The organism is Sulfurimonas sp. HSL-3221 (assembly GCF_021044585.1).
Lineage (GTDB): Bacteria > Campylobacterota > Campylobacteria > Campylobacterales > Sulfurimonadaceae > Thiomicrolovo > Thiomicrolovo sulfuroxydans.
On sequence record NZ_CP087998.1, the window covers coordinates 2,168,191 to 2,189,843 of the forward strand.

At 56.7% G+C, this 21,653-nt stretch carries 16 protein-coding genes and 1 tRNA gene; 8 read left to right on the top strand and 9 right to left on the bottom strand.

What is annotated here, in order from left to right:
* Positions 1–20: 20 nt before the first annotated feature.
* The 3 genes from LOH54_RS11095 to mqnE are packed head-to-tail and all read right to left on the bottom strand — an operon-like array spanning position 21 to position 2,844.
* Entirely contained in the window at positions 21–1,214 is a 1,194-nt protein-coding gene (locus LOH54_RS11095; RefSeq protein ID WP_231019141.1) for a glycosyltransferase family protein, read from the bottom strand.
* Positions 1,211–1,780, bottom strand: a complete 570-nt coding sequence (locus LOH54_RS11100) for an aminodeoxychorismate/anthranilate synthase component II (RefSeq protein WP_231019142.1) — start codon at positions 1,778–1,780, stop codon at positions 1,211–1,213. Before LOH54_RS11100 ends, LOH54_RS11095 begins: the two co-directional genes overlap by 4 nt.
* Positions 1,781–1,794: 14 nt before the next feature.
* A complete protein-coding gene (gene mqnE, locus LOH54_RS11105; protein WP_231019143.1) occupies positions 1,795–2,844 on the bottom strand; it encodes an aminofutalosine synthase MqnE in 1,050 nt (349 codons plus the stop codon).
* A gap of 100 nt (positions 2,845–2,944) precedes the next feature.
* On the opposite strand from mqnE, the gene LOH54_RS11110 reads away from it, so the two are divergent.
* Positions 2,945–5,461, top strand: coding sequence for a [protein-PII] uridylyltransferase family protein (locus LOH54_RS11110; protein WP_231019144.1), 2,517 nt, complete (start codon positions 2,945–2,947; stop codon positions 5,459–5,461).
* The gene (gene glmS, locus LOH54_RS11115) at positions 5,461–7,275 is read left to right on the top strand and encodes a glutamine--fructose-6-phosphate transaminase (isomerizing) (protein ID WP_231019146.1); all 1,815 of its coding nucleotides are present in this window, start codon (positions 5,461–5,463) and stop codon (positions 7,273–7,275) included. Before LOH54_RS11110 ends, glmS begins: the two co-directional genes overlap by 1 nt.
* Before the next feature lie 387 nt (positions 7,276–7,662).
* Here glmS and LOH54_RS11120 read toward each other — a convergent pair whose 3' ends face one another.
* The 4 genes from LOH54_RS11120 to LOH54_RS11135 all read right to left on the bottom strand — a co-directional run bounded on the left by LOH54_RS11120 (position 7,663) and on the right by LOH54_RS11135 (position 11,147).
* Positions 7,663–8,844 carry an ammonium transporter gene (locus LOH54_RS11120; RefSeq protein ID WP_231019147.1) on the bottom strand — a complete coding sequence of 394 codons (1,182 nt, stop codon included), beginning with the start codon at positions 8,842–8,844 and terminating at the stop codon, positions 7,663–7,665.
* An 8-nt stretch (positions 8,845–8,852) separates the two neighbouring features.
* Positions 8,853–9,191, bottom strand: coding sequence for a P-II family nitrogen regulator (locus LOH54_RS11125; protein ID WP_231019148.1), 339 nt, complete (start codon positions 9,189–9,191; stop codon positions 8,853–8,855).
* Between the two features lie 147 nt (positions 9,192–9,338).
* Positions 9,339–9,677, bottom strand: a complete 339-nt coding sequence (locus LOH54_RS11130; RefSeq protein WP_231018425.1) for a P-II family nitrogen regulator — start codon at positions 9,675–9,677, stop codon at positions 9,339–9,341.
* Positions 9,678–9,842: 165 nt separating this feature from the next.
* A complete protein-coding gene (locus LOH54_RS11135; protein ID WP_231019149.1) occupies positions 9,843–11,147 on the bottom strand; it encodes an ammonium transporter in 1,305 nt (434 codons plus the stop codon).
* Positions 11,148–11,371: 224 nt separating this feature from the next.
* On the opposite strand from LOH54_RS11135, the gene gyrA reads away from it, so the two are divergent.
* The 6 genes from gyrA to LOH54_RS11165 all read left to right on the top strand — a co-directional run bounded on the left by gyrA (position 11,372) and on the right by LOH54_RS11165 (position 17,627).
* Positions 11,372–13,891, top strand: a complete 2,520-nt coding sequence (gene gyrA / locus LOH54_RS11140; RefSeq protein WP_231019150.1) for a DNA gyrase subunit A — start codon at positions 11,372–11,374, stop codon at positions 13,889–13,891.
* A gap of 22 nt (positions 13,892–13,913) precedes the next feature.
* Positions 13,914–14,948, top strand: a complete 1,035-nt coding sequence (locus LOH54_RS11145) for an aspartate-semialdehyde dehydrogenase (protein ID WP_231019151.1) — start codon at positions 13,914–13,916, stop codon at positions 14,946–14,948.
* The gene (locus LOH54_RS11150; RefSeq protein WP_231019152.1) at positions 14,941–15,459 is read left to right on the top strand and encodes a YqhA family protein; all 519 of its coding nucleotides are present in this window, start codon (positions 14,941–14,943) and stop codon (positions 15,457–15,459) included. The genes LOH54_RS11145 and LOH54_RS11150 overlap by 8 nt, the downstream gene beginning before the upstream one ends.
* A 33-nt stretch (positions 15,460–15,492) precedes the next feature.
* Positions 15,493–16,542 carry a uroporphyrinogen decarboxylase gene (gene hemE / locus LOH54_RS11155; RefSeq protein ID WP_231019153.1) on the top strand — a complete coding sequence of 350 codons (1,050 nt, stop codon included), beginning with the start codon at positions 15,493–15,495 and terminating at the stop codon, positions 16,540–16,542.
* Between the two features lie 23 nt (positions 16,543–16,565).
* A complete protein-coding gene (locus LOH54_RS11160) occupies positions 16,566–17,510 on the top strand; it encodes a radical SAM protein (RefSeq protein ID WP_231019154.1) in 945 nt (314 codons plus the stop codon).
* Positions 17,511–17,552: 42 nt separating this feature from the next.
* Positions 17,553–17,627 (top strand) — tRNA-Asn (locus LOH54_RS11165).
* Between the two features lie 246 nt (positions 17,628–17,873).
* Here the strand turns inward: LOH54_RS11165 and LOH54_RS11170 are convergent.
* Entirely contained in the window at positions 17,874–19,583 is a 1,710-nt protein-coding gene (locus LOH54_RS11170) for an ABC transporter ATP-binding protein (RefSeq protein ID WP_231019155.1), read from the bottom strand.
* Positions 19,580–21,586, bottom strand: coding sequence for an LTA synthase family protein (locus LOH54_RS11175; RefSeq protein WP_231019156.1), 2,007 nt, complete (start codon positions 21,584–21,586; stop codon positions 19,580–19,582). Before LOH54_RS11175 ends, LOH54_RS11170 begins: the two co-directional genes overlap by 4 nt.
* Positions 21,587–21,653: the final 67 nt, after the last annotated feature.

Genomic DNA, 21,653 nt, shown 5'->3' on the forward strand with positions numbered 1-21,653 from the left:
TTTCTCAGCGGATCGTGGAATTAATTTTTGGGTATATTTGTAACACTAAAAACAGCTACTGGAACATTATAGTAACGAATTGTTACACTTTTGGGGTCTGCCAGGCGTTCGGAACGGATAACCGTCCCTTCGCACTCCTCCACCCCGTAGAACCGTACCCGCAGCTGCATGGAGCGGTTATGCGGGAAGGTCGCGCAGGTGATACCCCGCGCCTTGAGTGCATCCGCCAGCTCTTTGGCGACATGGGCGCGGTAGGCAAAATAGCGGGAGGGTTCGTCCAGGAAAAGGTAGGCCGCTTTATTAAAGAAAACAGCCCCCGCATTGATCACAAGCAACGCGGTTGCGAGGGTAAACAGTAGACGGTAACGTTTGCGGAAAGGCCGCAGCCGCACCCGGTAGGAGTGGTAGAAGGTCTGCATACCCAGCGGCAGGGCCGCCATCAGGAAAGGCGCGAACTGTTCGATCTCGATCCGTTGCCTGAAAGAGAGCAGCAGCGAGAGAACCAGCGCCGTCGCTGCGATAGAACAGAGCAGGTCGGCCTGCCCCGTCACGTAACGCCTGTAAAGCACGTAAACAAGGTAGACAAAAACGACAGGAGAAAAGACCGCGGCATAGAGCCCCATCATATCAAGGAACTGATTCTGCGGCAGTCCTCCTGTATTGAAGCCCAATACCCAGACCGTGAGCACGGTAAGGAGCAGATAGGCACCGACGTAGCGGTGGCGCTGTTCCCTGTAGGCCTGTACAGCCAATCCCATGAACAGCAGTGCAAACGCGACATCCATCACTGCCAGCAGCGGCAGCAGCAGGTCTGCCCGCCTGCCGAACCGCTGCTCCAGGAAGAGGTAGAGGAAAAGCCCGAGCGTCACCAGTGCGGCCTCGTCCACCAGGAGCGAAGAGCTGATCACCCCCGGCAGCAGCAGAAAAACCGCCACGAGCCAGACGCGCTCCCGGGCATGCCTGCCGTAGGGTTTCGCCACGTTGTAGAGCAGCAGCGCACTGACAAGGTTCATCACGATCATCGGCAGGCGCAGCGCCACGTCGTTCTGCCCGAATAGTGCAATCGAACCTTGGATGATCCGCGTCATGACGGAAGGCTCATAATCATACAGGAGCCTGGCTCCGTGGAAGGTCAGTGAGAGGGAGGAGGCCTCAAACAGGAGGATGGCGGCATCGATCCCGAGTAGGAGAAAGAGCGCCAGACGAGGGGTCATAGTTTGAGGAAATTGTCCAGAATCTCGTGCCCGAACTCGCTCATGATCGATTCGGGGTGGAACTGTACGCCGTAGATCGGCTTGTCTTTGATCTGCAGGGCCATGATCTCACGATCGTCCTGACTGTAGGCCATCGGTTCGATGGCGTCGGGCAGCCCCGCTTTTTCAACGATCAGCGAATGGTAACGGGTGGCCGTGAAGTACTCCGGCAGGTGCTTGAAGATCGCACAGCCAGGTTCGCACTCCATCACCGACGTCTTACCGTGCATCATCTTCCCCGCTCGCACGACTTTGCCGCCGAAGACCTGAGCGATGCTCTGATGCCCCAGGCAGATACCGAGAATCGGCACCGCATCCTTGAACCGGTCAATGACGGCGAGGCTTACCCCCGCTTCGTCCGGCGTCGCCGGCCCCGGGGAGATGATGATCTTCTCCGGCTGCAGCGCCGCGATCTCTTCCACCGTCATCTCGTCGTTGCGGATGACCTTCAGGTCTGCGCCGAGCTCGAGGCAGTATTGCACGATGTTGTACGTAAAACTGTCATAGTTGTCGATCATTAATACCATGGGCTGATTATACCTTACCAGACTTTCAGTTCGTTATAGAGGCTATCGCGTTCGACAGGGGTGAACCCGCTCTCTTTGATCAGGTGCACGAACTCCTCGAGATCGACGCCGTTGGCGCTTTTGGCGCCGGCGGCAGAGTTGATGGACTCTTTCTCGATCGTGCCGTCGAGATCGTTGGCGCCGAACTCCTGCGCCACCAGGGCCAGATTCACCGTCGAGGTCACCCAGTAGGCTTTGAGGTTGGGGACGTTGTCGAGGACGATGCGGCTGATCGCCATCGTCTTGAGGATCTCGTTGGCCGTGATGAACTCCTTAACGTTGAGGAAGTTGTTCTCAGACTGGTACACGAGCGGGATGAAGCAGTTGAAGCCGCCGGTTTCATCCTGCAGATCGCGGATGCGCATCATGTGGTCGATACGGTGTTTGCGCTCCTCGACATGGCCGAACAGCATCGTTACATTGCTCTTTTTGCCCCGCTGGTGCCATTTGCGGTGGATCTCCAGCCACTGTTCGGAGGTCACTTTCCCCTTGCAGATATAGTCGCGGACCCCTTCGTCAAAGATCTCCGCCCCGCCGCCAGGCATCGAATCGACGCCGTTCTCTACCATCAGGTCGAGGATCTCGTCGTAACTTTTGCCGTACTCCTCGGCGAGGAAATGCACCTCCGCCGCCGTCAGCGCCTTCACGTGCAGCTGCGGGTATTTCTCCTTGATCTTACGGAAGACATCAAGATACCACTGCAGCCCCGTTTCAGGATTGTGGGCCGAGACGATGTGCACCTCTTTGATATCACGCGAAACGATTTCATCGACAATCCCGAGAATCTCTTCGTGGCTCATCGTATAGGGATTCGGGTTTTTGCGGCTGGCACTGTAGGCGCAGAATTTGCAGACATCTTTACAGACATTGGTCGGATTGATATGACGGTTGATATTGAAGTAAGTCTTGTCGCCATGCAGCTCGCGCCGCAGTGCGTCCGCGCTTTCGCCGAGGCTGAAAAGATCTTCATCGTACAGTGCCAGCGCCTCTTCGAAACCGATGCGGCGGTTTGCAATTTTCGTCATGCTTTCTCTCTGCTTTTCTTTTCGCGCATTATAGCCAGATGAGCGCCTCCAAAGGCTAAAATCACTATAATAATAAGAATTCATCAGAGGAAAAGCCCCCTTGCAGACACTTGTAGAAGATATCGAGACCCTTATCGAGACAAACGCCAGCGATTTCGAGATTTCGAAACGGTTCAAACAGGCGATCAGCATCTACCTCGATTCCCTGCCCGACCTCTTCGCACAAACCCAGGGGAAAGACTTCCTTGTCCGCCATACCAAAGCCCTCGACCAGTTCATCATCCAGATGTACAAAACGGTACTTCGACGGATGTTCGGCAACTATCTGCCGATGCGCAACGCCATCCCCATCTCCCTGATGGCGCTGGGCAGCTACGGCCGTGAACAGCTCTCCGTCTACAGCGATATCGACCTGATGATTGTCTACGTCCCCCTGGACGGCTACAATACCGAGGCGATCATCGAAAAGTTCCTCTACCTCGCCTGGGATGCCGGACTGAAACTCGGCCACAGGGTCCATAAGGTCTCCGAACTTTTCGATGCCGCCGACGAGGACATTACCATCCGAACGGCGATGATGGAGGCCCGCTTTATCGTCGGTTCAAACTTTACCTGGCACTCCACCCAGCGGGAACTCGGACGCATCCGCCGCTATGAGCCCCGCCGCTTCATCGAAGCCAAGCTCGCCGAAGCAGAGACCCGACAGGCAAAATACCCCGTCTCCATGCAGCCCAATATCAAAGAGGGTGTCGGCGGGATGCGGGATTCCCAGCTGCTCTACTGGGTGGCCAAGACCCGCTATGACGTCACCAACCTCAAAGAACTCGACGGCACGATTTTCACCGAGGAGTCCTACCGCGCCTACCGGATCGCGCTGGAGCTGATCTTCCGTGTGCGCAGCGCCCTGCACCTCGTCTCCGGCAAGCAGAACGACCAACTCAATCTGGAGTATCTGCCCAAGGTGCGGAAAATGCTGGGCTTCTCCGACGATATGAAGCTCGCGACCCAGGTCATCGAAGCGATGTGGAGGATCCACAACTTCAGCAGCATCTTTGTCACGAAGATGATCCGGCCAATGCTTTACGACGCCTCACGTCTGCCTGCACTGCGGGGTCAATGGGTACAGCGGGGCATCTTTGTCTCTGAAGACAAAGTGTTCGCTTCCTTCCACCTCAAGGCACAGCCCATCGAATCGCTGCTGAACATCCTAGTCAGCCTTGATGACCGTCCCTACTGTTTCGACGACAGCTTTGTCAGCCAGTTTACCTATACATCGGTCTCCCACCCCAGAAGCAACACGGTCAAGCAGCTGCTCCGCAAGCTCTTCGAACGTGAACACACCTACGGTTTTCTTCGCCTCTTTTATGACGCCGGCATCCTTGCGGAGCTGATCCCCGCGCTGAAAAAAGCGCTCTTCCTGCCGCAGTTCGACGGCTACCACCACTACCCCGTCGGCCTGCACTCCATCCAGTGCATCAAGGCATTCGAATCCATCGATGATCCCGATGTCAAGGCCCTCTATGACACGATCAGCCTTGAAGACAGGACCATGCTTAAAATCATCGTCCTCCTGCACGACGCGGGCAAGGGACGGAAACTCGACCACAGTGAGGTCGGGGTCAAGCTGATCCGCCCGGTCATGCAGAAGATGGGCTTCAGTGCCGAAATCACCGACGACGCCGCTCTGCTCGTGCGCCATCACATCCTGATGAGCATCATTGCCCAGCGGCACAATATCCACAGTGAAAAGACACTGTACAAATTCATGTCCATCATCAAAACGCCGCGGCTGCTGACCCTGCTCTACATCCTCACCTACGCCGATATGAGCGGCGTCGGCCCCGGGACTTACAACGCGTTCAATGCGAAACTGCTCAACGAGCTCTACCACTCCTCCCTGGAAGTCGCCCAGGAGAAAGAGCGGATCACCGACGCCGCGCGCCGCCTCAAAGTCGAGCAGCGCATCCAGCGCCTCGACACCTTCAAAGCCCTCCCCCGCCTGCTGCAGAAAAAGATACTCTCGGTTGAATCGAATATCTTCTTCTCCCTTCACAGCCCCGAGGAGATCCTGCAGATCGCACAGCGCGCCCGCGAAGTCAAAGCCTACCAGTACGCTCTGGACTTCAGCACGGGGCTGAGCATCGAGATCCTTCGCAAGATCCCCCTGAACCTCACCTACCTGTTGGGACGGCTCGGCTACCTCGATGTCGTCTCGATGGAGGTCTTTACCCTCTTTGACGATGTCAAGTACTTCAAAATCGACTTCCTTCAGACGCCGACACCGGATATGTACGAAAGCATCAGGGAGGTCGTCGAAGAGTCCTTCGACATGCAAAGAAGCGTCTCTCTCGAAGCGCCCGACATCAAACCCGACCAGATCACCATCGACTGCGAACACTCCAAAAGCCTCGCCGAACTCGCCGTCCATACGGCAAACCAGCGCGGGCTGCTGGCCTTCATCATCCAGTGCCTCGATGCCCTCGATATGCAGATCGTCACGGCCAAAATCCATACGACGAAGCGCCGTGCCCGCGACCATTTCTTAATCGAGAAGACACCGCAGATGTGCAATAATGCGGACCGATTAATCCCCCTGCTCTGTAAAGGAAATGCATAATGTGCGGCATTGTCGGCTACCTCGGAAAACACGATACGAAAGGGATCCTGCTCGACGGCCTCAAAGAGCTTGAATACCGCGGCTACGACTCCGCGGGGATCGCCGTTCTGCAGGCAGAGGAGTTCTCCTACTTCAAAGCGGTCGGCAAGCTGGCCAATCTTGAGGCTAAAACGGCAGACTTCACGACCAGCGGTTTTGCCGCGGGAATCGGCCACACCCGCTGGGCAACCCACGGGAAGCCGACCGAGATCAATGCCCACCCCCACCTGGGCGATGCCTCTTACGTTGTGCACAACGGTATCATCGAGAATTACCAGGAACTCAAGAACGCCCTGATCGCCGAAGGTGTCCATTTTCTGAGCCAGACCGACACGGAAGTGATCGTCCACCTTTTCGAATCCCTGTTGAACGGCGGGATGAAGCCTTTCGATGCCTTCCGCGAAACCGTGAGCCGCCTCAAGGGAGCGTACGCGATCCTGCTCGTCACCAAGCAGATGCCCGAAACGATCTTTTTTGCGAAGCACGGCTCTCCGATGATCGTCGGCGTGAACGAGAGCGATGAAAAGTTCTTCGGCTCCTCCGATGCGGCACTGATCGGCAAATGCCACCGTGTCATCTACCTCGAAGACGGCCAGCTTGGTTTCGTGTCGCGCACGGGGATCCATCTCGAAGATGCCAATGCCGCTGCGGTCGTACCGCGCTTCGCCGCGCTGCCGGAATCGAAGCTCTCCGCGCAGAAAGAGGGGTTCCGTTTCTTCATGGAAAAGGAGATCTACGAACAGAGCGAAGTGCTCTCCGATACCCTGATCGGCCGGCTCGCGGAGGAAGCGATCCTCTTCGAGGAGCTCGATGCTTCCCTGCTCGAAGGGATCAACGAGATCAAACTCTGCGCCTGTGGGACGAGCTACCATGCCGCCCTCGCTTCAAGCTACCTCTTCGAACGCCTCGGCAAGATCCGCACCTCCGTCGAGATCGCCAGCGAGCTGCGCTACAAAGAGCCCCTGCTCTGCACCGACACGCTCTTCGTCGTTATCAGCCAGAGCGGTGAAACCGCCGATACCCTGGAGACGCTCAAGATGGCCAAGGCCGCAGGGCTGAAGACCCTTGTCGTCTGCAACGTCGACAACTCCTCCATGGTCCGCGAGGCGGACGCCGCCATTCTCACCCGCGCCGGAATTGAAAAGGGGGTCGCCTCCACCAAAGCCTTTGCGACGCAGATGGCAGTACTGTGGATGTTCTCCCTCTACGTCGCCCAGACCAAAAACACGATCGATACCGAAACCTTGCGGAAGCAGATTGGTCTGCTGCGCGAAGTTCCGGCCGTCGTCCGGGTCCACGACGACCTGCACGAACGTATCCGCCGTCTCTCCAAACGCTATCTGCACGGCCACGGCTTCTTCTTTATCGGGCGGGACATCTTCTTCCCCCTCGCCCTCGAAGGCGCCCTCAAGCTCAAGGAGATCAGCTATCTCCATGCCGAAGGGTACCCCAGCGGCGAAATGAAACACGGTCCCATCGCTTTGGCCGACCCGGAACTCTTTACGATCGCCCTGATGCCAAAGAACCTGCTCTATGACAAAACGAAGAGCAACGTCGAGGAACTCAGTGCCCGCGATGCCACGATCTGCGCCATCAGCGATGCCCCCTTTGACAAAGCGGACGATTTCATCCCCATTGCCGCACATGACCACTATATGCTCGAATTCTTTGAAACGATGGTCGTCCTGCAACTGCTCTCTATGGAGATCGCCATCCGCCTCGGCAACGACGTCGACATGCCAAGAAACCTCGCGAAAAGCGTTACCGTCGAATAGTAAGGCGAAAAGCGAAAAGCGAAAAGCGAAAAGCGAAAAGCGAAAAGCGAAAAGCGAAAAGCGAAAAGCGAAAAGCGAAAAGCGAAAAGCGAAAAGCGAAAAGCGAAAAGCGAAAAGCGAAAAGCGAAAAGCGAAAAGCGAAAAGCGAAAAGCGAAAAGCGAAAAGCGAAAAGCGAAGCCTGTCAGCGTCCACTTATTTTGTCAAGGTTTTAGAAGATCATTAGCGGGTCGAGCGGATTCGTGATGAGTGGAGGATAACCGAGGGCGGCAGCCCTTTGTGCTTTCTTCTTCCCGGTTCGACTTCTGCTTTGCACAGGCAGAGAAGAAGGGGAACAAAAAAACCTGAAGAAAAAAACGAGTACCGTTTCCGGGGAATGCCCGAAAAGGTTAGAACGCCCGCTTGAACTCCGGGTAGGCTTCAAGACCACACTCGGTGACATCAAGCCCTTCGACCTGCTCATCGTCTCCCGCACGGAACGGCAGGAATCTGTTGATGATATAGATTGCCGCGTACGACACGGTGAAAACGAACACCGCAACGACTGCGACCCCTTTGAGCTGGCCAAGAAGGGTAATCCCCGCTTCGGGCTCGGCGGCGAAGATGCCGACGGCCAGGGTCCCCCAGATCCCGTTCACGAGGTGGACCGAAAGAGCACCGACCGGGTCATCCAGTTTCAGCCTGTCAAACAGCGGGACGGCAATGACGACCAGCGCGCCGCCGATGGCACCGATGATGATCGGCGTATGGATATCGTAAAGATCAGGGCCCGCCGTAATGGCAACAAGCCCGCCCAGCGCACCGTTGAGGATCATCGTGATATCGAACTTTCGGTAGCGCAGATACATAAAGATCCCCGCGATCAATGCCCCCGCCAGGCCCGCGGTATTGGTATTCATGATCGTGAGCGCCACCGTATCCGCGTTCTCTTTGCTGGCAATTGAACCGACGGAACCGCCGTTGAAACCGAACCAGCCGATCCACAGCAGCAGTGCACCCAGAACGACCAGAGGGATGTTCGATGCCGGGATGACATGGATCTTGCCGTCTTTGTAACGCCCTTTACGGGGTCCCATGATCATGATGGCCGCCAGCAGCGCCCAGCCGCCCGTCGAGTGGATGACGGTCGAACCGGCGAGGTCGTACATTGTCAGATCCAGTATGGTCCCGGCCAGTAGATCCGCGCCCCAGGAGACGTTGACAACGAGCGGATAGATAAACCCTCCCATCAGCACGGTAAAGAGGGCTATCGGCAGAATCCGCACCCGCTCGCTCACCCCGCCGCTCATGATATTGACGGTCTTCCCGACGAAGGCCATCTGGAACAAAAAGGCGGCATAGATGCTCATCCCGCTGTTCTCCCAGCCGCCGAAGGCCAGTTGGTAGCCCACGAGCAGGAACATCACCGATGCAACGGCATAGATCATCGTATTGACGGTGAGAACGGAAGTGACGTTTTTCGTACGGACAAGCCCCGCTTCGAGCATGGCGAAGCCGGGCACCATAAAGATGATCAGCGTCATCGCAAAGAGGGCGAAGAGGGTGTCGACAATATAACCGAAATTTTCCATCGCGACGCCTAAATCGCTTCGGAACCGGTTTCACCCGTACGGATACGAATCACCTTTTCAATGCCGCTGACAAAGATCTTGCCGTCACCGATCTTACCGGTACGCGCCGCCTCTGTAATCGTCTCGAGTACCTGCTCGAGTTGCTCGTCGCCTACGACCAGCTCCACTTTGATCTTCGGTAGGAAGTCAACAACGTACTCCGCACCGCGGTAGAGTTCACTGTGCCCTTTCTGGCGCCCGTACCCTTTCACTTCGCTCACCGTCATACCGGTAATACCGATATGTGCCAGCGCATCCTTTACCTCTTCAAGACGAAACGGTTTGATAATCGCTTCTATTTTTTTCATGTATTCTCCTCATAAGACTAAATGAAATCTTATCAAGAAAACCATGATCTTTTTTTAGACAAATGATTATTAATTAATCATCAAACCCTTGACAATAGTACTGGATGTACAAAATCAAGGCAGAAATCTCTGCCCTGATGGAAAATGTTATACCGCTTCGGAGCCGGATTCGCCGGTACGGATACGGATAATTTTTTCGATATCGCTGATGAAGATCTTACCGTCACCGATCTTGCCGGTACGGGCCGCTTCGACGATCGTATCGACGACCTGGTCGACCGATGCCGCCTCGACGACCATCTCCATTTTTACTTTCGGCAGGAAGTCAACGACGTACTCCGCACCGCGGTAGAGCTCGCTGTGCCCTTTCTGGCGCCCGTACCCTTTGACTTCGCTGACCGTCATACCGGTAATACCGATCTCAGCCAGTGCATCCTTCACATCCTCAAGCTTGAACGGCTTGATGATCGCTTCTACTTTTTTCATGTTGTAATTCCTTTTTACATTCCTAGAATTGTATCACCCTGCTCCCTCAAAGCGGAAGATGTTTGACACCTTCAAGCCCAAGAGCGCCAAGGGCGCGAGGGCTCTCCGCCGAGGAGAACCAAGCGTTAGCGTAAGTTCGGGGGCTTTGCTCCCGAGCCGTTCAATTTAAAGATTAAACCCGCGCTCGCCGTGAACGGATTCGTCCAGACCCATTGTTTCTGTCTCTTCGTCAACGCGTGCACCGCCGGTGATCGCAGAGGAGATCAGGTAAACAATGACCGTACCGACCAGGGTCCACAGACCGACGATCAGGACAGACTCGAACTGCACAAAGAGCTGACCCATACGATCGCCGCTTGCTTTGAGCGGACCGTCCCAGAGGAGGTCCTGATCGTTCAGCGCGAAGATACCCGTTGCGATCGCACCCCACAGACCTGCGAGGAAGTGGATACCGAAAGCATCGAGGCTGTCGTCGTAGCCCAGTTTCTTTTTCAGGATAGCCACACCGAAGAAGCCGATGAGCGCACCGACGATACCGACGATGAAGGCACCGCCGACGCCGACGAAGCCGGCTGCCGGAGTGATCGCAACGAGACCGGCAACGATACCGGAAGCGACACCGAGCAGGGTCGGTTTCTTGAACATGAACCATTCAATCAGCATCCAGGTGACACCGGCAGCCGCCGTAGCGATTGTCGTTGTCAGAACCGCCAGGCCTGCAACAGCGTTCGCACCGAATGCGGAACCGCCGTTGAAGCCGTACCAGCCGAACCAGAGGATCGCCGCACCGGCAGCGGTGAGGATGATGCTCGCCGGTTTCATGGCTGTCTTAGGATAACCTGCACGCTTGCCGAGCATGACTGCCAGGACCAGACCGGCCAGACCGCCGTTCATGTGGACAACCGTACCGCCGGCGAAGTCAAGGGCACCTTCATCGAAGAGGTAGGCACCGTCGCCGCCCCATACCATGTGGGTGATCGGTGCGTAAACCACCAGGCCCCACAGGACAACGAAGAGCATCCATGTTGAGAACTTCATACGCTCGATCGCGGAACCGGAGGCGATGGCAACGGTGATCGCTGCAAACGTACCCTGGAACGCGATGAAGACGAAGGTCGGGTAGCTGCCGGAAAGGTCAGACCAGTTGATACCGGAGAGGAAGACGTTGCCGAAGCCGCCGAACACGTTCTGCAGTGCCGCGCTCTCGTTCGCGCCGAAGGCGATGGAGTAGCCTGCAATGACCCAGACCACAAACGCTACCACGAAGGCACCCATTACCATTGCATAAGTATTGAGTACATTCTTTGTACGCGTCATCCCGGCGTAAAAGAGTGCCAGACCTGCCGGCGTCATCAGCAGTACGAACGCTGTTGACACCATCATCCAGGCCGTATCACCTGTATCGAGCGTATCCTCTGCCAGCGCCAGCGTCGGCAGAAGCATCATCATGGACAAAAGCCACTTCTTCATTGGTTAATCCTTTTTTCGCAACCTCGGCTGCGGAAGTTTCATGAAAATGGTATACAATTTTGTCGGTAATCTGCTCTATAAGATTGTTTAATTTTTAGGCACCCTTCGCTTTCCGCCGTCCATCCCCAGCGCCCCCGTCGTGTTTAAGTATATATAGGTTAATATAAGCGCCAAAAATCTTAGAACATGGGGCCTGCGGGCTCCTGTACGAGGTGGGACAAGCCATGAGCGAACCGTTGGATAACAGCGAAATCGAAAATATCAATATTGAAGAGAGTCTGCAGAGCAGCTACCTCGACTACTCCATGAGTGTCATCATCGGCCGTGCGCTCCCGGACGTACGCGACGGTCTCAAACCGGTTCACCGCCGTATCCTCTACGCGATGGACAAACTCAATCTCTCCGCCGGGGCGAAATACAAGAAATCCGCCCGTATCGTCGGGGACGTTATCGGCCAGTACCACCCCCACGGTGATACCGCGGTTTACGATGCTCTGGTCCGGATGGCCCAACCCTTCTCCATGCGTATGACCCTCGTCGACGGCCAGGGGAACTTCGGTTCTATCGACGGCGACAACGCGGCAGCGATGCGTTACACCGAAGCGCGTATGACCAAGTATGCTGGGGAGCTTCTCAAGGACCTCGACAAAGAGACCGTCAATATGATCGACAACTACGACGCAACGACCCAGGAGCCCGAGATCCTGCCGACCCGCGTCCCGAACCTGCTGATCAACGGTTCATCCGGTATCGCCGTCGGTATGGCCACCAACATCCCGCCGCACAATCCCAAAGAGGTTCTCTCCGCCCTCGTGCACCTTGTCGACAACCCCAAAGCGACCCTGCCGGACATCATGCACTACATCAAGGCACCTGACTTCCCGACCGGCGGTACGATCTACGGGAAAAAAGGGATCATCGACGCCTATGAAACCGGCCGCGGCCGCATCAAAGTCCGTGCGAAGACCCATATCGAACAGACCCGCAAAAAAGAGATCATCGTTATCGATGAACTCCCCTACATGGTCAACAAGGCGCGCCTGATCGAAAGCATCGCCAACCTTGTCAAGGACAAACAGATCGACGGTATCAGCGAGATCCGCGACGAATCCGACCGCGAAGGCATCCGTGTCGTCATCGAGCTTAAACGTGACGCCATGAGCGAGATCGTCCTCAATAACCTTTTCAAGTCGACCAATATGCAGACGACCTTCGGGATCATCATGCTCTCTATCCTTAACCAGGAGCCGAGAGTCTTCCCGATCCTGGAGATGCTGAACCACTTCATCAACCACCGCAAAACGGTCATTATCCGCCGTACGATCTTCGACCTTGAAAAAGCGAAGGCGCGCGCGCACATTCTCGAAGGTCTGAAGAAGGCACTGGACCACATCGATGCGATCATCAAGCTGATCCGCGCCAGCAAGGACACCGAAACCGCCAAAGAGGGGCTTATTTCCGAGTTCGATTTCAGCCCGGTCCAGGCCCAGGCGATCCTCGATATGCGCCTTCAGAAGCTCACCGGGCTTGAGCGCGAAAAGATTGAGAACGAGCTCAAAGAGCTGCTTGAACTCATCGAGTATCTCGAGAGCGTTCTGCGCAGCGAAGATGTGCTCCGCGGCATCATCAAAGAGGAGTTCAACGAGGTGATGGAGGTCTACGACGATCCTCGCCGTACGGACATCGAAGACGACTACGACGATATCGATATCGAGGACCTGATCCCGAACGAGCCGATGGTCGTCACCATCACCCACCGCGGCTACATCAAGCGTGTGCCGCTGGTGAACTATGAGAAACAGCGCCGCGGCGGCAAAGGCAAGACCGCCGTCACGACCTACGAGGATGACTTCATCGAAAGCTTCTTCACCTGCAACACCCACGATACGCTGATGTTCGTCACCGACCGCGGGCAGCTGCACTGGCTGAAGGTCTACCGCATCCCGGAGGGCTCCCGTACCGCCAAAGGCAAAGCCGTCGTCAACCTGATCCAGCTCCAGCCGGACGAAAAGATCCAGTCGATCATCCCGACGGAGGACTTCAGCGAGGAGAAATCCCTGGTCTTCTTTACCGAGAACGGTATCGTCAAGCGTACCAACCTCAGCGAATTCTCCAACATCCGCAGCAACGGGGTTCGTGCCATCGTCCTCGACGACGAGGATACACTCATTACGGCGAAAATCGCCACGACGGAGACGAAGTACCTCTTCATTCTGACGAAGTACGCGCAGTGCATCAAGTTCGAGATCGACAAGACCCGCGATCAGGGACGCAGTACCCGTGGGGTACGCGGTATCAAGTTCAAGCATGACGGCGACCGTGTCGTTGACGCGAACATCATCGACAGCGACGAGCAGGAGATCCTCACTGTCAGCGAGAAGGGGATCGGCAAGCGCACAACGGCGGGCGAATACCGCCTCACCAACCGCGCCGGCAGCGGGGTCATCGCGATGAAACTCAATGCGAAAACCGGCCAGCATGTCGTCGGTTGTGTGATCGTTAACGAAAATATGGACATGATGGCGCTGACAAAAGGCGGCAAGATGATCCGCGTCGATATGGAGAGCATCTCCAAATCGAGCCGTAATACGAGCGGCGTCTACATCGTCAAAGGCGATGATGTCGTCAGCATCTCCCGCTGTCCGAAAAAAGAGCCCGTGACCGACGAAGAGGATGAGGGCGAAGAGGGCGGCACGGAGAGTGTCCAGATCGAGCCCGAACAGCAATCTTTTGATTTAGAATAATTTTACAAGGTAGTAAGCAGTAATGAAACAATACAACGTAGCCGTCGTCGGCGCCAGCGGTGCCGTCGGCGAAGAGATCCTGCGCATTTTTGAAGAGATCGATTTCCCCCTGGCCAAGCTCGTACCGATGGCCAGCAGCCGCAGTGCCGGCAATACCGTTGAATTCCGAGGGAATGAGCTCGTCATCAAGGAGCTGACAGAGACCGTCTTTGATGAAGAGGAGATCGAGATCGCCCTCTTCAGCGCCGGCGGTTCGGTTTCGGCGAAATTCGCCCCCTTCGCCGCCGCGGCCGGTGCCGTCGTCATCGACAACACCAGCCACTACCGGATGGACGAAGAGGTCCCGCTTGTCGTCCCGGAGGTCAATCCCGAAGATATCCGCGAATGGAAGAAGAAAGGGATCATCGCCAACCCGAACTGTTCGACCATCCAGATGGTCCAGGCCCTCAAGCCCCTCGACGACGCCTTCGACCTGGTCCGCGTCGACGTCAGTACCTACCAGGCGACCTCGGGCGCGGGCAAAGCGGCAATGGAGGAGCTTGTGCAGCAGATGCAGGACTTCTTCGCCTTCCGCCTGGATGAGAGCGAACACAACAAGTTCCCCCACCAGATCGCGCTGAACCTCATTCCGCAGATCGACGTCTTCACCGACAACGGTTATACGAAAGAGGAGATCAAAATGGTCAACGAGACCAAGAAGATCATGCACAAAGCCGTCGAGCTGAGCGCTACCTGCGTCCGCGTGCCTGTACTGCGCGGCCACTCCGAAGCGATCACGATGACCTTCGACGGCACCCTCAGCGCCGCCGAAGCGCGCGAGGTGCTCTCCAAGGCACCGAACATCGTCATCCAGGACGAGCCCCAGAAGGGAGTCTACCCGATGCCGGCAGCCTGTGTCGACCGTAACGAGACCTTTGTAGGACGTATTCGGAACGATCTTTACCGCGACAATATGCTCCACATGTGGGTCGTCGCGGACAACCTCCGCGTCGGTGCCGCGACCAATGCCGTGCGCATCGCGCAGAAATGGGTAGAGATGGGAGGTGCGGATGTTTGAGAAACTGTTTGAGTCCGGTCTCTGGAACAGCCGCCTTTTCACCCTTTTTGCCGTTGTCTTTTCGCTGATCGGCGCGATTATCCTCTTCGTCGTCGCCAGCCTCGACATCTGGGGTGTCCTGGTCCTGGTATGGGACGTTGTCGCGCACCACGCCCACCCGGAACACCTGCACGAGGACGTTGTGTCGAGCATCATCGGGGCCATCGATCTCTATCTCATTGCCATCGTGTTACTGATCTTCAGCCTCGGGGTCTACGAGCTCTTCGTCTCCAAGATCGATGCGGCCGAAGATGAGGACGGCAAAAGCTCCTCGGTGCTGCAGATCCACTCCCTCGACCAGCTCAAGGACAAGATCGCCAAGGTCATCGTCATGGTCCTGGTCGTCAACTTCTTCCAGCGCGTCCTGCACACCCAGTTCAACGGGGCGCTGGAGATGCTCTATTTCTCGGGGTCGATCCTGCTGCTGGCGCTCGCCCTCTACTTTCTGCATAAAGGCGATCAGCAACACTGATCGTCCGCAAATTCAATACCCATAGGAATATAAATGAGTAAAATTTTCGTCGATGCCTGCCTCGGAAAAGAGACACCGTATACCCCTGTCTGGATGATGCGCCAGGCCGGCCGCTACCTGCCGGAGTATATGGAAGTCCGCGCCAAAGCGGGCAGTTTTCTCAACCTCTGCCATGACCCGGAAAAAGCGGCGGAAGTCACGCTCCAGCCCCTTGATATCGTCGGCGTCGACGCGGCGATCCTCTTCAGCGACATCCTCGTCATTCCCGACGAGATGGGAATGGACCTTTCCTTCGTCAAGGGCGAGGGTCCGAAGTTCAGCGACCCGATCGAAACGCAAGCTGATGTCGACCGCCTCATCGGCGGCGAGGAAGCAGCGGACAAGCTCACCTACGTTTACGACACGATCAAGCTGCTGCGCAAACAGCTCGACGAGCGCGGCGACGAGAAGGCACTGATCGGCTTTACCGGTGCCCCCTGGACCCTGGCGACCTACATGATCGAAGGCCAGGGCACGAAGACCTACAACATCTGCAAGAAAATGATGTACTCCAACCCGGAACTGCTGCACAGCGTCCTCAAAAAAGTCACCGAGGTCGTCAAGTACTACATGGAGAAGCAGATCCAGAGCGGCGTTGACGTCGTGCAGATCTTCGACTCCTGGGCCGCGGCGATCGAACCGGGCAAATACGACGAGTTCTCCTGGCAGTACATGGTCGAGATCGCCGAGTACCTCAAAGAGAAGTACCCGCACGTGCCGGTCATCATGTTCCCCAAGGGGATCGCGGCCTTTATCGAGCGCGGCCTCGTCTACGGCAATTTTGATGTCATGGGCATCGACTGGGGGACGCCGATGGCCCTGGCCAAGGAGAAACTCGGGGACAAATACGTCCTGCAGGGCAATATGGAGCCGTGCCGCCTCTACTCCAAAGAGGCGACAACGGCCTGCATCGAAGTGATCCAGAAGACGATGGGCGGCAAACGCCACATCTTCAACCTCGGCCACGGCATCCTGCCCGACGTTCCCGTCGAAAACGCCATCCACTTCGTCAACGAGTGCCACCGCGTCAGCACCAAAGCCTGACGCCTAAGAAGCAGGACCCAGGGATGAGTGCGATCTTCGGCCCGGTCAACTCCCGCCGTTTCGGTACCTCCCTCGGTATCGACCTCTCCCCCGGTCTCAAACAGTGTAACTTCGACTGCCTCTACTGCGAGCTCGCCCCCGCCGCTCCCGTCACGGAACAAAAGCAGCGCAGCGGCGTCGACGAGATCATCGCCGAACTACGAAGCGCCCTGGCCGAGCATCCCGGCATCGATGACATCACCGTCACCGCCAACGGCGAACCGACCCTCTACCCCGAACTGGATGCTCTGGTAGACCGTATCGACGCCGTCAAAGGCAATACGAAGACCCTCATTCTTACCAACAGCGCCACCCTGACCGACCCGAAGACCTTTGCGACCCTGCTCAAGTTCGACCAAGTCAAGCTCTCCCTCGACGCGGTTACCCCGGAGGTCTTCCGCAAGATCGACCGCCCGGCCGAAGGGATCGAGATCGATGCGCTCGTGGATGCCGTCAAAAGGTTCGCCGCAGCATACCGCGGCGACCTCTACCTGGAGATCCTTTTCGTCCACGGCCTCAACGACACCGACGAAGAGATTGCGTCACTCGATGCCGTACTGCATGACATCCCCTGCAAACGGGTCGATATCGGGACGATCGACCGCCCGCCGGCCTACCCCGTGCAGGGCCTCAGCTACGGAGAGCTCCACGAGGTTGCCTCCAAATTCGCCCCGGACCTGCCGATCCACATTGCCTCCCGGACCCATGCCGAATCGTGCCAGGGACGCTATAGCGATGACGCGATCCTCAACACCCTCGACAAGCGGCCGCTGAGCATGGAGGACATCGCCCTGCTCTTCGACAACGACAGCCGGGAGCGTTTCCAGGCCCTCGTTGAAACAGGGCTTATTGTTGCCGAAGACAGCTCCGGGATCACCTTCTACATGCCCGCCAAAAACCTTCATCGAAAACGCGCAAAGAATCCTTGACTTTTCAGGGAGTTTTCCTTATAATTTCGGCCTCTTAACGATTCCGGATTAGCTCAGCGGTAGAGTAGGTGACTGTTAATCACTTGGTCACTGGTTCGAATCCAGTATCCGGAGCCATTTTCTTCGACGCTTTTTCCTTTACTCTTCGTTGTCACAGCACTCACGTACATAAGTACGCTTCGTACTATTCCGCCTCGATTAAAGAAAAAATCGCCTTCGAAAATTTGAATGGGCTTGCTCTACCCAAATCAACATTTTTTTTGATGCATCATTGTCGACAAGCTCATGTATAGCAGTACACTTCACTTATCTGCCTTGATGTTAGAAAAAATCGCCTATAAAAGTCTTCTCGCTTCAGAACCATCACCCTTCGTAGCTGCGGGCGATGCGCCGGAAATCCTCCGAACGTTCCATCAGTTCCGCGAAAGTGCCCGCGTCTGTGATTTCGCCCGCTTTGAAGAAGTAGAGTCTGTCGGCGTGTTCTACCGTCGTGAGGCGGTGGGCGATCATAATGGTGATCTTGTCTTTCGTGTAGGACGCCAGTGCCTTTTGGATGCGGAGTTCGCTCTCGTTGTCCAACGCGCTGGTCGCCTCGTCGAGGATCAGCACGGAAGCGTTCTTGTAGATGGCCCGCGCGATGGCGATGCGCTGGCGCTGGCCGCCCGAGAGGTTCGCACCCCCCTCTTCCATCAGGGTATGGATCCCCTCCGGCAGCCCCTGGGCAAACTCATAGGCGTCGGCCAGTTTCAGCGCCTCGATGACCCTCGCTTCGTCCAGTTCCAGACCGTAGGCGACGTTTTCGGCGAGGCTGTCCTGCATGACGTAAACGCGCTGGGAGACGACGGCCATCTGCTTGAGCAGGGAGCGGTGGTCATACTCCCGCACGTCCCGGCCATTGACGCGCAACTCTCCCTCTGATGGATCGTAAAAACGCAGAAGAAGGTTGACCAGCGAACTCTTCCCGCCCCCGCTGTCGCCGACAAGGGCGATCTGCTCGGAGGGGTGGATGGAGAGCGACACATCCCGCAAGGCGCGTGTCTCCCCGTAATCGAGTGCGACATGGCTAAATCCGATCTCCCGGATCGGTTCCTCCAGAAGCGCACTCCCCTCTTCGATCATGCTTTCGCGGTCGAGGACGCTGAAGATCCGCTCGCTGGCGGCGATGGCGTTCTGGATCTTCCCGTAGATGGAGCTGACGCGCCGCAGCGGCTGGAAGGTGAGCCCCACGGCCGTCAGGAACGCCGTAAACTCCCCCACCGTCATCTGGTTGTTGAACACCTGCTGCCCCGCGATAAAGATGACGGCGGCCAGGCCTGTAGCGCCCAGGACCTCCATCATCGGCGAAACGATCTCGTTCGTGTAGACCGCTTTCATGTTCAGCTTGAAGAACTTGTTGTTCTCCGCATCGAAGCGTCCCATCTCGTAGGCCTCCGTCCCGTTGGCCTTGATGATCTCGGCGTTGTTGAAGACCTCGGTTAGGCGAGTAACGACATCGGCATTCTTCTCCTGTGAGCGGTGCGAGAGGCGGCGCAGGCGCTTGGCAATGAGGATCAGCGGGTAGATCGCCAGCGGCAGCACGACCAGTGAATAGAATGCCAGTTCGGCGTTGAGGTAGATGACGTAGACGACGAGGCCAAGTGCCGTCAAAGACTCCCGGACCAGTTCGGGCAGCATATTGGAGACGAAGTACTGTACCCGGTTGATATCGTTGGTGATGCGGCTGATCAACTCCCCGCTGCGGTTGGCGTGCAGGAAAGCCATATCCAGGTGGAGCATGTGATCAAGCAGCTGTGATCGCAGCCTGGTAATGATATGCTGGCCTATGTAGTTCATGAAAACGGCCTGGAGGTAGCGCCCGACCGATTTGACGACGTAGATGCCGATCATCATCAGGGGGATATAGTAGAGCATCTGCGGATCTTTCTCGATGAACATCTTGTCCATCAGCGGCTGCATGATCTGCGCCGTCGCCACGGTGGCGAGCACCGTCATGATGATCCCGATCAATACGATTGAATAGTAGCCTTTATACCCCTTGATATAGGGCCAAAACCGCCTAAAAGTCTGTTTCATTCACTCCCCTTTTCCCATACGGGTTTCGCCTGTTCATGCGCCTGCCGCACCAGGTATTCGGTCACGGCCAGTGCGGCGTTGTACTTCTGTTCGCAGTCGCGCTGCTGTTCGTTGGCGGCATGGCCGGTTTTGAACGCACCCCCGCTTGAGACGACAACTCCGGCGTCGTTGTAACCGCAGTGTAGAGCATTCGGGTCATAAAGGTCTTCCCCCACGGCCGTATAGGCCGTTTTGGAAAGGGTACGGCCGTAGAGCGTCGGGAAGAGGTCGTTGTGCGACGCGCTGACGTTGCGGTCGAACGGTTCGACTCGCAGGTACGGCGGCAGGTAGAGATAGAAGGGAATCTGTTTCCCCTCCTGAAGGGGATGGTCGTAATGCATGATCCCCTCGATAGTGTTGTTATCCGCGGTGATGGCAACGACGGTTTGCTCTGCGAGTGCTGACGCTTTGACCCCATCCATGAAACGCCCGGCCATATCGAGGGCGTACTGGTAGTCCTGCAGCCGACGGTGCGCCAGGTCCATATCCCCGGTAATGTGCGCCTGCAGTTTTTCCGTAAATTCCAGCGGCTTCGAGTCATAGCTTTTGGAGAGGACATACGGGGGGTGATTGTTCGTCGTCAGGATAAAGACGAACTGGGGAGTCGTCGCCTGCTCCAGCTTCTGCAGCACGAAGTCATAGGTATACCGGTCGTAGACCCCGTAATCATGCTCTTCCGCCCCGGGGAAGAGACGTTCGATGTCGCTTTTCCCCTCGACATGATCAAACCCCTGCTCTTTGAAAAAACTGCCGACGTTGCGCCACGAGAGGTCCCCGCCGTAGACGAAATTCGTCTCATAGCCCGCCTTTTTGTAGATCCGCGCCGCTGCCTGGGGGAAAGCGGTACGCTGGTAACGGCTCTGCCCGTAGGCGATGCTGCCCGGACGGGCGACGACGTTGAGCAGAAAAGGCTCCATCGACGCGATCGTCCCGTTGCCGCCGGAGATGAAGTTTGTAAAGAGGATATCCTCGTCAAAGTGCCGCTTGAGCCGGCGCAGGATATCGAAAGTAGGGCTCTGATACTGCAGGATCGGCGCCCCGAAACTCTCCACCATGACAACGACGACATGGGGCGGTTTCGCCGCTGCCGCTTCATTCGGCTGCGTTGTCCGCAGCAGGTTCGACGCGAGATCGGCCGTATTGATTTGGTCCCGTCCGAGATAGTCCCTGAAGGCCTGCGGCACTCTGCCTTTGTAACCGCTGCGCTTGATCAGATCGTAACCGCCGTTTTTGTCTTTCAGGTACTGTTTGAGCGCTTTATCGAAGGCAAAGACGCCGCTGCGCGGGATGGCATTCACAAAAACGTCCGTCGAGACCTCCGGCACATCTTTGAGCAGGGGAAAAAGCCCGAGGCTGCCCCGTGCACCCACCCCGACCAGCAGCAGCAGTACGAGATAGACGGCTGCCGCTCTCATCGGACCGGTCTTGGCGGCGGAAGGACGGACGTCGCGGAAGAAGCGGCCGACGAGCCATACCAGCGCAAGGGCGTAAAAGAGGATCACTCCTATGATCAGGGTGACATTGTAGTTTTTGAGCCCGATCTGCACGAGGGCCCGGGTATCATCGTCGAAGAAGCCGAAGAGCATGATCGTGATGTGCTCCCCGAAGTAGGAGTAGAACCCGAAATCGATCCCTACCAGGGCGCTCACGATCAGGTAGACGGCGGTGAAGTATCCGCGAAAAAGCCGCGGCAGCCACGGCAGCGGCACGACGTTCCGCGCCAGGTGGTTCAGGATGATCACCAGCAGCGGCAGGGCCATGAGGTAGCAGACAAGCACCAGGTCGATCCGCAGCCCCAGGAAGAACGCCTCCGCCAACTCCCGGCCGGGGAAGGAAGTCTTCGGAGGCGAGAACTGCCAGAAGAACAGCAGACGGGAAAGGGAGAGCAGCAGCAAGAAAATCAGCTGGAGTTTCACCGTCTGCCGCAGCAGACCGAAATAGTATTGCACCGGCGAGTATGTCACGCGTCTATGCCCTTTTTAAGGCGTATTATACAGTGTTGGCACCCTCTGGTATACTTTCACAAAAAAG